Annotated in this window: 9 protein-coding genes and 1 pseudogene; all 10 read right to left on the bottom strand. The window is 63.7% G+C overall.

What is annotated here, in order from left to right; genetic code table 11:
• Window positions 1-511, bottom strand: a pseudogene (locus RT582_RS06470) (D-alanine--D-alanine ligase); the annotation flags it as partial.
• Window positions 508-1,965 (bottom strand): UDP-N-acetylmuramate--L-alanine ligase, encoded by a 1,458-nt coding sequence (murC, locus tag RT582_RS06465; protein ID WP_278447378.1) that lies wholly within the window; start codon window positions 1,963-1,965, stop codon window positions 508-510. The gene murC and the pseudogene RT582_RS06470, both read right to left, overlap by 4 nt.
• Window positions 1,958-3,028, bottom strand: coding sequence for an undecaprenyldiphospho-muramoylpentapeptide beta-N-acetylglucosaminyltransferase (gene murG / locus RT582_RS06460; protein WP_045666674.1), 1,071 nt, complete (start codon window positions 3,026-3,028; stop codon window positions 1,958-1,960). Before murG ends, murC begins: the two co-directional genes overlap by 8 nt.
• Window positions 3,018-4,241: a putative lipid II flippase FtsW gene (gene ftsW, locus RT582_RS06455; protein WP_014821339.1), complete on the bottom strand. Its 1,224-nt coding sequence runs from the start codon at window positions 4,239-4,241 to the stop codon at window positions 3,018-3,020. The genes murG and ftsW overlap by 11 nt, the downstream gene beginning before the upstream one ends.
• On the bottom strand, window positions 4,241-5,584 hold the full coding sequence (gene murD / locus RT582_RS06450) for a UDP-N-acetylmuramoyl-L-alanine--D-glutamate ligase (RefSeq protein WP_023444293.1): 1,344 nt from the start codon (window positions 5,582-5,584) through the stop codon (window positions 4,241-4,243). The genes ftsW and murD overlap by 1 nt, the downstream gene beginning before the upstream one ends.
• A 6-nt stretch (window positions 5,585-5,590) precedes the next feature.
• A complete protein-coding gene (mraY, locus tag RT582_RS06445) occupies window positions 5,591-6,673 on the bottom strand; it encodes a phospho-N-acetylmuramoyl-pentapeptide-transferase (protein ID WP_023444292.1) in 1,083 nt (360 codons plus the stop codon).
• Window positions 6,673-8,049, bottom strand: a complete 1,377-nt coding sequence (locus RT582_RS06440) for a UDP-N-acetylmuramoyl-tripeptide--D-alanyl-D-alanine ligase (protein WP_090519230.1) — start codon at window positions 8,047-8,049, stop codon at window positions 6,673-6,675. The genes mraY and RT582_RS06440 overlap by 1 nt, the downstream gene beginning before the upstream one ends.
• Window positions 8,042-9,505: a UDP-N-acetylmuramoyl-L-alanyl-D-glutamate--2,6-diaminopimelate ligase gene (locus RT582_RS06435; RefSeq protein WP_313476962.1), complete on the bottom strand. Its 1,464-nt coding sequence runs from the start codon at window positions 9,503-9,505 to the stop codon at window positions 8,042-8,044. Before RT582_RS06435 ends, RT582_RS06440 begins: the two co-directional genes overlap by 8 nt.
• Complete coding sequence (locus RT582_RS06430; RefSeq protein ID WP_313476961.1) at window positions 9,505-11,232, bottom strand: peptidoglycan D,D-transpeptidase FtsI family protein; 1,728 nt, start codon at window positions 11,230-11,232, stop codon at window positions 9,505-9,507. Before RT582_RS06430 ends, RT582_RS06435 begins: the two co-directional genes overlap by 1 nt.
• On the bottom strand, window positions 11,229-11,507 hold the full coding sequence (gene ftsL / locus RT582_RS06425) for a cell division protein FtsL (protein ID WP_218857949.1): 279 nt from the start codon (window positions 11,505-11,507) through the stop codon (window positions 11,229-11,231). Before ftsL ends, RT582_RS06430 begins: the two co-directional genes overlap by 4 nt.
• Window positions 11,508-11,513 lie beyond the last annotated feature (6 nt).

Here is an 11,513-nt window from a genome sequence, read left to right as displayed (position 1 = left end):
AGGCTTCGATCAGCTCGGTGAGCCCGCCGACCTTGGCCATGCCGATGCTAGAGCCTTCGTGGGCCGGTTTGACGATCAGCGGAAAACCCAGGGTTTCCGCTGCAGCCTTGCAATCGGCCTCCGTAGCCAGCACGGCATGCTGCGGCGTCGGCAAGCCAAGGCTCTGCCACACCTGCTTGGTGCGGAGTTTGTCCATGGCCAGGGCCGAAGCCAGAATGCCGCTGCCGGTGTAGGGGATACCGGCGCATTCCAACAGTCCCTGCATGCTGCCGTCTTCGCCACCACGACCATGCAGGACGATGAAGGCACGATCGATGCGCTCGTTGCTCAGGCGTTGCAGCAGGTCATCGCCGGCATCGATGCCGAACGCATCCACACCGGCCTCCTGCAACGCGGCGAGTACCGCCGCGCCGGATTTCAGGGACACTTCGCGTTCGGCACTCTTGCCACCGAAGAGCACGGCGACACGACCAAACGCCTTGGGGTCGCGAGTCGAATGCAGGGTCGTCATTTGGATTTCCTCGCGGCGCCATCGCCACCGAACAGCGGACTCTTGAGCAGTTGCGGCGCCAGGCCACCGATATCACCGGCTCCTTGGCAAAGCAGAATGTCGCCGGCACGCAGCAGCGGCTTGACCAACGGAGCGAGGTCGACGCCACGCTCGACGTAGATCGGGTCCAGCTGGCCGCGCTGGCGGATGCTGTGGCACAACTGGCGGCTGTCGGCGCCAGGTATCGGCTCTTCGCCGGCCGGATAGACTTCCATCAGCAGCAACACGTTGGACTCGCCGAGCACCTGCACGAAGTCGTCGTAGAGGTCGCGGGTGCGGCTGTAGCGATGGGGCTGATAGACCATGACCAGGCGCCGCTCCGGCCAGCCACCGCGGACTGCCTTGATCACTGCGGCGACTTCGCGCGGGTGATGACCGTAGTCGTCGACCAGCATCACGCTGCCGTCGTCGACCGGTAGATCGCCATAGACCTGAAAGCGGCGGCCGACGCCTGCGAACTCCGCGAGACCCTGGACGATGGCTTCGTCGTCGATACCTTCATCGGTAGCAATGGCGATGGTGGCCAGGGCGTTCAGCACGTTGTGGTTGCCCGGCATGTTCACTGACACATCCAGCGGCTCACAGCCATCGCGTAGCACCGTGAAGAAGGTACGCATGCCTTCCTGACGGACATTGGTGGCGCGCACGTCGGCGTCTTCGCTGAAACCGTAGGTCGTGATCGGCCGGCCGATCTGCGGAATGATCTCGCGAACGAACGGGTCGTCGACGCAGAGCACTGCCAGGCCGTAGAACGGCAGGTTGTGCAGGAACTCGACGAAGGTTTTCTTCAGCTTGCCGAAGTCGCCGCCATAGGTGCTCATGTGGTCGGCATCGATATTGGTGACCACCGCGACCATCGGCTGCAGGTGCAGGAAGCTGGCATCGCTTTCGTCGGCCTCGGCGATCAGATAACGGCTGCTGCCGAGCTGCGCGTTGGTACCGGCCGCAGTGAGTCGGCCACCGATGACGAAAGTCGGATCGAGCCCGCCGGCGGCAAAAACCGAAGCCAGCAGACTGGTAGTAGTGGTCTTGCCATGGGTGCCGGCGACAGCAATACCGTGCCGGTAGCGCATCAGCTCGGCAAGCATCTCGGCACGTGGAACCACTGGAATACGTTGTTCGAGCGCCAGGGCGACTTCCGGGTTGGCCGAATTGACCGCGCTGGACACCACCAGCACGTCGGCGCCGGCAACATTGCCGGCCTGATGACCGATGAAAATCTGCGCACCGAAGCTCTGCAGCCGATCGGTACTGGCGGATTCCTTGAGGTCCGAGCCCGACACCTCGTAGCCGAGATTGAGCAGCACCTCGGCGATGCCGCACATGCCGACCCCGCCGATACCCACGAAGTGAATGCGACGAATGCGCCGCATACGGCGGACTTCGGCTTTTACCGCGGCGGGAGATTTAGCCACGGGCCACCTCCAGACAGATATCGACCACGCTGCGGGTGGCGTCGGGCCGGGCCAGACGGCGCGCGATGGCGCCCATGGCCTTGAGTTTTTCCGGCTGCATCATTACCTCGGTCAGCTGAGCGGCAAGCACGGCCGCATCAGTCTTGGCTTGCGGCAGAAGGACGGCAGCGCCCTCCTTCGCCAGATATTCGGCATTGCGTGTCTGGTGGTCGTCGATGGCATGGGGCAGCGGCACCAGAAAGGATGGCAACCCAGCGGCGGCAAGCTCGCAAACGGTGAGCGCTCCGGCACGACAGATGACCAGATCGGCCCAGGCGTAGGCCCGCGCCATGTCCTTGATGAAGGGCGCGACTTCCGCCTCGACGCCGACCTCGGCATAACGCTGCGTGGTGATATCGGCGTGCTGCTTGCCCGCCTGATGAAACACCTGCGGCCGCACATCCGCCGGTACCTGGGCGAGCGCGGCGGGCAGCAGTTTGTTCAGCGGTTCGGCACCGAGACTGCCGCCCAGTACCAGGAGGCGCGGGCGACGATGCGCAAGGGCGTCGCGGGGCGTCTCGAGGAACAGCTCCTCACGCACCGGATTGCCGGTGGTGCGGCGCTTGGCGCTGGCCTTGAAGGTTTCCGGGAAGGCTTCGCAGACGCGGCTGGAAAGCGGCGCGAGGCTACGATTGGCGGTCCCAGCGACGGCGTTCTGTTCGTGAATCACCAGAGGTACCCCGGCCAGCTTGGCAGCCAGTCCGCCCGGACCGGTAACGTAGCCGCCCATCCCCAGCACGCAGACCGGTTGCAGCTCGCGCACGATGCGACGCGCCTGGAACAGCGAGCGAATCAACTGCAGCGGTGCCTTGATCAGCGAAACGATGCCCTTGCCGCGCAATCCGCTGACCTGGATCAGATGCAGCGGCAGGCCAGCGGCGGGTACCAGTTCGTTCTCGATGCCGCGCGGCGTGCCGAGCCAGTGCACGGAGTAGCCGCGGGCCTGGAACTCACGAGCACAGGCGAGCGCCGGGAAAACGTGGCCACCGGTGCCGCCGGCCATGATCAGTACATTAGCGGCCATGGGCGACCTCCTTGGCCGGCGGCTCGGCGAAATCGGCCTCGTCGAACTCGGTGTCCTCGCTGCCCAGCACGGTGCGGCTTTCCCATTCGATGCGCAGCAGCAGCGCCATGCTTGCGCAGGTCACTACCAGCGAGCTGCCGCCATAACTGAGGAACGGCAGCGTCAGGCCCTTGGTTGGCAGCAGACCTACGTTTACTCCCACGTTGATCAGGAACTGTCCCAGCCAGAGGAACGCCATCCCCCAGGCCACATACGCCGCGAAGAACTGCCGGGCCTTCTCTGCCCACAGACCGATATACAGTGCGCGAACGCCTACGAAGGCGAACAGTGCGATGGTCGCCAGTGCGCCGACCATGCCCAGCTCTTCGGCCAGTACGGAGAATACGAAGTCGGTATGCGCTTCGGGCAGGTAGAACTGCTTTTGCACGCTATTACCCAGGCCGACGCCGAACCACTCCCCGCGGCCGAAGGCGATCAGCGCCTGGGTCAGCTGGTAGCCGGCGCCGTACTGATCGGCCCAGGGGTCGGTGAAAGTGATCAGGCGCTGCAGACGGTATTCCTGGGTCTGCACCAACACCACCACGGCACCCACCGCGGCGATCACCAGCAGACTGAAGCGGATCATGCCAACACCACCGAGGAACAACATCGCCACTGCGGCGCCCATCATGACCACGGTCGCACCGAAATCGGGCTCCAGCAGCAACAGGAATGCCATGGGCAGCAGGACCAGGAAGGGTTTGGCAAAGCCCCACATGCTTTCGCGAACTTCCTCTTGCCGGCGCACCAGATAGCCGGCCAGGTAGATCACCACGAAGACTTTCGCCAGCTCGGACGGCTGCACGTTGAAGGCGCCGAAACCGATCCAGCGCATCGAACCGTTCACTTCCCGGCCGATTCCCGGCAGCAAGACAAGGATCAGCAGGCCGAACGCCGCCAGCAGCAGCATCCAGTCCAGACGTTGCCAGACCGACAGCGGTACCAGCAGCATCGCAATTCCCGCGCCGAGGCCCAGCGCCACATAAACCAGATGGCGGCTCATGTGATACAGCGGATTGCCGGCATTGACCGCCGCGACTTCGGACGACGCCGAAGTGATCATCACGAGACCCAAGCCAAGCAAAGCCAGACAGCCGGCGAGCATGGGGAAGTCAAGATCCAGACCGCGGCGGCCGAACAAGGGCGAAGGAGCATGGCGCAGGAAGGCGAGCATCAGTCGAGCGCCTCCACCGCAGCGGCGAACAGGCGACCGCGCTCTTCGAAATTCTTGAACATGTCCAGACTGGCACAGGCCGGCGACAGCAATACCGCATCGCCCGCTTCGGCACACTCGGCGGCGCGCTGCACCGCTTCGCCCAGTGTTGCGACATGAACCAGGGTGGTGGCATCGGCCAGCGCGTCCGCAAGGCGTTGCGCATCACGACCGAGCAGCACCACGGCACGGCAATAGCGTGCAATCGGCGCGCGCAGCGCGGAGAAGTCTGCGCCCTTGCCATCGCCACCGGCGATCAGCACCAGCTTGCCGTCGATATCCGCACCCAGTCCTTCGATCGCAGCCAGCGCGGCACCGACATTGGTGGCCTTGGAATCGTCGTAATAGCTGACGTCGCCACGCTGGCCAACCCACTGGCAGCGATGCGGCAAACCGACGAACTGGCGCAACGTCTCCAGCATCGGCTCGAACGGCAGACCCACCGCGTGCCCCAGCGCCAGCGCTGCCAGAGCATTGGACTGATTGTGCGCACCACGCATCTTCAGCTCGCGAACCGGCATCAGCGCATCGAACTGGAACGCCAAGTACTTCTCGCCTTTTTCCTCGAACAGCCCAAAGCCCTTGAAGTCCGGCTTGCCGAGGCCAAAGGTCCAGGTCGGCAGGTCATCCGCGACCAGCGGACGGCTGAGCCGGTCATCGCGATTGACCACCACCTGACGCGCGCCGCGGAAAATTCGGTGTTTGGCCTGATGATAGGCTGGCAGGCCGCTGTAGCGGTCCATATGGTCTTCGCTGATGTTCAGGCAGGTCGCCACTTCGGCATTTAGCTGCTCGGTGGTCTCCAGCTGAAAGCTGGACAGCTCCAACACATAAAGCTCGACGTCGTCTGCCAACAGATCGAGCGCCGGCGTGCCCAGGTTGCCACCAACCGCCACGGTGCGCCCTGCCGCCACGGCCATCTCGCCGACCAGCGTGGTCACGGTGCTCTTGGCGTTGGAGCCGGTGATCGCAATGATCGGCGCCTTGGCTTCGCGGGCGAACAGCTCGATATCACCGGACAGCTTGACCCCACGCGCCGCCGCTTCCTGCAGCGCCGGCGTACTGATCGCCAGACCCGGGCTTACCAGCAGCTCGCTGGCGGTGCAGAGAAACTCGACGTCCAGCTCGCCACAGCGCACTTGCACGTCTGGATACTCGGCCTTGAGCGTCGCCAACTCCGGCGGGTTCACACGGGTATCAGCGACGGCAAACGGCAGCCCCCGACGCGCCAGATGGCGAACCAGGGACATGCCGCTCTTGCCGAGGCCGACAACGATGCGGAACTGGTCGGAAGCGATGAGCACTCTTGATTACCTCAGTTTCAGGGTGGCAAGGCCGACGAGCACCAGGATCACAGTGATGATCCAGAAGCGCACGATCACCCGGGGTTCGGGCCAGCCCTTGAGTTCGAAATGGTGATGGATCGGCGCCATGCGAAACACGCGCTTGCCAGTCAGCTTGAAGCTCGCCACCTGGATCATCACCGAGAGGGTTTCCATCACGAACACGCCGCCCATGATGAACAGCACCACTTCCTGGCGAACGATCACGGCGATGGTGCCCAGCGCCGCGCCGAGCGCCAGCGCGCCGACATCGCCCATGAAGACCTGAGCCGGATAGGTGTTGAACCAGAGAAAGCCGAGGCCGGCACCGATCAGCGCGCCGCAGAAGACGATCAGCTCGCCCGCACCCGGCACGTAAGGAATGAGCAGGTACTCGGCAAAATTCACGTTACCGGAGAGGTAGCAGAAGATGCCCAGACCGCCGCCGACCATGACCGTTGGCATGATCGCCAGACCGTCGAGGCCGTCGGTCAGGTTGACCGCGTTGCTCGAGCCGACGATGACGAAGTAGCTCAACACGACAAAACCAATCCCGAGTGGGATCTCGATGTGCTTCAGCAGCGGCAGAATCAGCGTGGTTTCGACCGGTGTCTGCGCAGTCATATAAAGGAAGACCGCGGCGCCGAGGCCAAAGACCGATTGCCAGAAATACTTCCAACGGCTTGGCAAGCCGCGGGAGTTCTTCTCGATCACCTTGCGATAGTCATCGACCCAGCCGATCGCGCCGAACAGCAAGGTCACCGCCAGCACCACCCAGACGTAGCGATTGGACAGATCGGCCCAGAGCAAGGTGCTGATGCTGATGGCGCTGAGGATCAGCGCACCACCCATGGTCGGCGTGCCGGATTTGGACAGGTGCGACTGCGGACCGTCGGTACGCACGGACTGGCCAATCTGGCGCATCTGCAACGTACGGATCAGCCAAGGGCCCATCCACAGCGACAGCACCAGCGCGGTGAGGACGCCGAGAATTCCACGCAGCGACAGGTACTGAAAGACCGCGAAGCCTTTGTGGAACTGTTGCAGATACTCGGCGAGCAGCAGCAGCATCAGTGTTTCTCCATGGATGGCCCAGCGAGCGCATCGACGACTTTGTCCATCGCCGCGCTGCGTGAGCCCTTGATCAGAATGGTGGTACCGCTGCCCTGTTCGGCTCGCAGGCTGTCGATAAGGCTGGCCTGGTCGGCGAAGTGCCGAGCGCCTGGACCGAATGCCTGAATTGCATGGGCCATCAGAGGCCCGACGGCATAAAGCGTGTCGATCTTGCCAGCGGCATAGGCGCCGACGTCGCGATGGCCCTGCTCGGCCCACTCGCCCAGCTCGCCCATATCGCCAAGCACAAGGATGGTGCTACCGGCAAAGCTGGCCAGCACGTCGATGGCGGCGCAGATCGATGCCGGATTGGCGTTGTAGCTGTCGTCGATCAGGCGCACGCCGTTGGCCAGCATTTGCGCCACGGCTCGGCCTTTGACCGGTTGCAGGCTTTCCAGCCCCGCCACCACGGCCTCGGCCTCGATACCCAGCGCATAGGCTGCCGCGGCTGCCGCCAAGGCGTTGGCCACGTTATGCCGGCCCAGCAGATTGAGCTGGGTGCGAAGATTGCCCAGCGGGCCAGTCAGCACGAAATTCGGGCAGCCACGCTGGTCGTAGGCGATCGACCCGGCGGAGAAATCCACGAGGGGGTCGTCCAGGCCGAACGATACGATGCGCTTGCCCGCAGCGCGCTCGGCCCAGATCGAATAGGCCTTGTCGTCACGGTTGAGCACGGCGGTGCCGGATGCGTTCAGGCCATCGAGAATCTCGCCCTTGGCCTCGACGATCCTGTCCGGGCCACCGAACTCCCCGACGTGGGCGGTGCCCGCATTGGTAATTACGCTGACATCCGGGCGCACCAGATCGACGGTGTAGGCAATATCGCCGGGCCGCGAAGCGCCGAGTTCGATGACGGCGCTGCGATGACTGGTGCTCAACTCCAACAGCGTCAGTGGCGCACCCAAGTCATTGTTGAGGTTGCCGCGAGTGGCCAGTACGGCGTCCTGGCCATGGGCGCTGCGTAGAATGCTGGCGAGCATTTCCTTCACGCTGGTCTTGCCGCTGGAGCCGGTGATCGCTGCGACCGGACCGTTGAATGCGGCGCGATTGAGCGCGCCGAGCTGCCCAAGCGCCAACCGGGTATCGGCAACGACCAGCTGCGGCAGGCCTGCATCTGCAACTTCACGCTCGACCAGTGCTGCAACGGCGCCTTTGGCGGCGACGTCCGCCAGATAGGCATGACCATCGAAGCGTGGCCCGGTCAGCGCGATGAACAGCTGGCCAGGTTCGATGGCCCGGCTGTCTGTGCTGACGGCAGTGAAGCTGGCATCCGCTCCGACCAGTCGGCCAGACAGCGGTAGCTGCAATTCGCTCAGGCGCATCGACTCAAGCATTGGCCTTCCTCCAGACGGACAGCGCCCTGCAGGCTTCCTCGAGATCGGAGAACGGCAAGCGTTCGCCGCGAACTTCCTGATAGTCCTCGTGACCTTTGCCGGCCAGCACTACCACATCTTCCGCTCGCGCGGCCGCGATCAGACTGGCGATTGCCTGCGCGCGACCATGGCTGAAAGTGACCGCCGCAGGATTGCTGAACCCCGAACGGATACCCTCGAGAATCTGTTCCGGGGCCTCATTGCGCGGATTGTCATCGGTGACCACGACGCCGTCGGCCAGCCGCTCCGCGACTTCAGCCATCAGCGGGCGCTTGCCGGTATCACGATCACCGCCGCAACCGAACAGACAAAGCAGCCTGCCGCGCGCGTGTGGACGCAGCGCGGTGAGGACTTTCTCCAGCGCATCGGGGGTGTGTGCGTAGTCGACCACGATCAGCGGATGATCGCCGCCACCCAGGCGCTGCATGCGGCCGGCGGGGCCTTGCAGTTCAGGCAGCACGGCCAGGATTTCGTCCAGCGGATAGTCCATGCCAAGCAGGGCGCCGACGGCGGCCAATACATTGCTGACGTTGAAACGCCCGAGCAGCGGACTGCGCAACGAGCGCTCGCCCTGCGGCGTGATCAGCCGAGCATGAATGCCGTCGTCGTCGAGACGCGCTTCAGCGCAGAACAGGTAGGCCGTGGGGTCTTCCAGGCTGTAAGTGATCAGGCGCGACTCGCGCTCCTCGCCGGCCAGCACGCGGCCAAAGGCATCGTCGAGGTTGATTACCCGACAGCTCAGCCCGGGCACCTCGAACAGGCGCGCCTTGGCAGCACCGTAAGCATCCATGCTGCCGTGGTAATCGAGGTGGTCATGCGACAGATTGGTGAACACGACGACATCGAAATCCAGGGCCGCGACGCGCCCCTGATCGAGACCATGCGAGGACACTTCCATCGCTACCGCGCGAGCACCCTCTTGTTTGAGGTTCGCCAGTGTCGCCTGCACGCCGATGGCGTCTGGCGTGGTGTGGCGTCCCAGTTCCAGCTGTCCGTGGAATCCGGTGCCAAGCGTGCCGATGATTCCGCAGGGTTCGCCGAGCCGATCGAGCGCCTGGGCAATCAGCTGGCTGACACTGGTCTTGCCGTTGGTTCCGGTCACACCGACCACACGCAGGCTGCGGCTGGGCTCGCCGTAGAAGCGGCCGGCAATCGCCGATAGCTGTTCTGCCAGATGCAGCACCGGAACCATGACTGCGTTGCCGGTCAGTGACTGGTCGAGGCCTTCTGCCTCATAAGCGACCGCGGCCGCGCCACGGGCGACGGCATCCCCTATGTGATCGCGACCATCGAACTGCAGACCCGGTACAGCGAGGAACAGGTCTCCGCCGCGAACCTTGCGACTGTCGAGTGTTAGCTCACGGATCAGCACGTCGCTGCCGGCCTGAGGCAGCAGGTGATTCAATGGCATCGGCATCAGATACGCCCTCCCTTGCCCTTTGCCGCTTCGGCGGTCTGCAGCTCGGCAGGCGGCGGCAGATTGTCCGGTGCGACGTTCATCAGCCGCAGGGCGCGCGCCATGACCTTGCCGAACACCGGTGCCGCGACCAGTCCGCCGTAGTACTGTCCTTTGCTCGGCTCGTCCACAACGATCACCGCAGCGATGCGCGGATTGGAAAGCGGCGCAACCCCGGCGAAGAACGAGCGATAGGCGTCTTTGGTGTAGCCGCCGGTGCCGGAAATCTTCTTCGCGGTACCGCTCTTGCCGCCGACGTGATAGCCCGGCACCTTGGCACGAGCGCCGCCGCCACCCTCCTCTTCCACGACCGCGCGCAACATCTGCAGAACAATGCCGGAAATCTCTTTGTCAATGACCTGCACGCCGTCCTGGGTGCGATCCAGACGCAACAGAGAGAGCGGCACGTTGCTGCCCTGGTTACCCAGCACGGCATACGCATGCGCCAACTGAACGGCGGTCACCGACAGGCCATAGCCGTAGGCAAGCGATGCCGTCTCAGCGTCTCGCCACTTGCGATGATTGGGCAGATTGCCGACGCGCTCGCCGGGGAAACCCAGCCCGGTGTCCTGGCCGAAACCGGCCTGTTGCATCACCGCGTATACCGGCTCGGCGCCGATATCCAAGGCGATCTTGCTGATGCCGACGTTGCTCGACTTCATCAGAATCCCGGTCAGCGTCAGCATGCCGCCACGGGAGACATCACGAATCGTGTAGCGGCCGATACGCATCCACCCGGGCAAGGTATTGACGACCGAATCCGGCTGATATTTACCGGTACCCAGCGCCGCCGCGATGCTGAAAGGTTTGACGGTGGAACCGGGCTCGAAGACGTCGATCATGGCGCGATTGCGCATTGCCGCGGGCTGCAGATTGCGCCGATTGTTCGGGTTATAGGTAGGCTGGTTGGCCATGGCGAGAATCTCGCCGGTCTTGACGTCAACCATCACCAGGCTGGCGGCTTTGGCACCGTATTCCTGCACGACGTTGCGCAGCTCGCTGTGCGCGAGGTACTGCAGGCGCAGATCGATCGACAATGCCATCGCCTTGCCGGCCTTGGCGTTCTTTACGACCTGAACGTCCTTGATCAACCGCCCGCGACGATCCTTGAGCACCTGACGCTTGCCTGGCACACCAGCCAGCCACTCGTCATACGCGAGTTCCATGCCCTCACGGCCACGATCATCGATATCGGTGAAGCCGACCACATGGGCAGCCACTTCGCCAGCCGGATAGAACCGACGGAATTCTTCTTGCGCATAAACGCCGGGGATCTTCAGATCGAGGATTTCCTGCCCCTGCTCCGGGGTAAGTCCGCGCACCAGATAGATGAACTCGCGCGACGCCTGCGACCTGAGACGCTCGCTAAGCGTGGCAGCATCCTGACCCAGCGCCTTGGCCAAGTCCGGCCAACGCGACTTTGCTGCCTGCAGCTCTTTGGGATTGCCCCACAACGTGGTAACCGGCGTGCTCACCGCGAGCGGCTCACCGTTGCGATCGGTGATCAGACCACGATGTGCAGGAATCGGGATATGCCGAACGCTGCGCGCATCACCCTGCCCCTTGAGGAAGCCCTGATCCATCACCTGAAGATCGACGATGCGCCAGACAATCGCACCGACCAGCAGCGCCAGCAGCGTGAGCACGATACGAAACCGCCACGGATACAGCGCACCTTGAAGGGTCATGGCTTCACCAGCCTGACGTCTGCCGCTTCGGGGATGTGCATGTGCAATTGCTCGGTCGCCAGCGTCTCGATGCGGCTGTGCGCAGTCCAGGTGCTCTGCTCGAGGATCAACCGCCCCCACTCGGCCTGGGCCTTGTCACGCACGCTAAGCTCACCGTAGAGCTCGTTGAGCAACTGACGATTCCAATGCGCCGAGTAGGCAACTGCGATCGCCGACAGCAGGACACTGACGAACAGCACCAGCATCAACAGGCTGCCGCTGGGCATGGAGCGCATTACCTT

It is taken from the genome of Stutzerimonas kunmingensis (assembly GCF_032106285.1).
GTDB lineage: Bacteria > Pseudomonadota > Gammaproteobacteria > Pseudomonadales > Pseudomonadaceae > Stutzerimonas > Stutzerimonas kunmingensis_B.
The sequence above is the reverse complement of the archived record's forward strand: the minus strand, read 5'-3'. Positions and strand labels throughout refer to the sequence as shown.

Bases quoted from the DNA above. Each gene is read 5' to 3' on its own strand.
- RT582_RS06440 (WP_090519230.1), bottom strand. From the start codon at position 8,049: ATGCTTGAGTCGATGCGCCTGAGCGAATTGCAGCTACCGCTGTCTGGC.
- murG (WP_045666674.1), bottom strand. From the start codon at position 3,028: ATGGCCGCTAATGTACTGATCATGGCCGGCGGCACCGGTGGCCACGTT.
- mraY (WP_023444292.1), bottom strand. From the start codon at position 6,673: ATGCTGCTGCTGCTCGCCGAGTATCTGCAACAGTTCCACAAAGGCTTC.
- RT582_RS06430 (WP_313476961.1), bottom strand. From the start codon at position 11,232: ATGACCCTTCAAGGTGCGCTGTATCCGTGGCGGTTTCGTATCGTGCTC.
- ftsL (WP_218857949.1), bottom strand. From the start codon at position 11,507: ATGCGCTCCATGCCCAGCGGCAGCCTGTTGATGCTGGTGCTGTTCGTC.
- RT582_RS06435 (WP_313476962.1), bottom strand. From the start codon at position 9,505: ATGCCGATGCCATTGAATCACCTGCTGCCTCAGGCCGGCAGCGACGTG.
- ftsW (WP_014821339.1), bottom strand. From the start codon at position 4,241: ATGCTCGCCTTCCTGCGCCATGCTCCTTCGCCCTTGTTCGGCCGCCGC.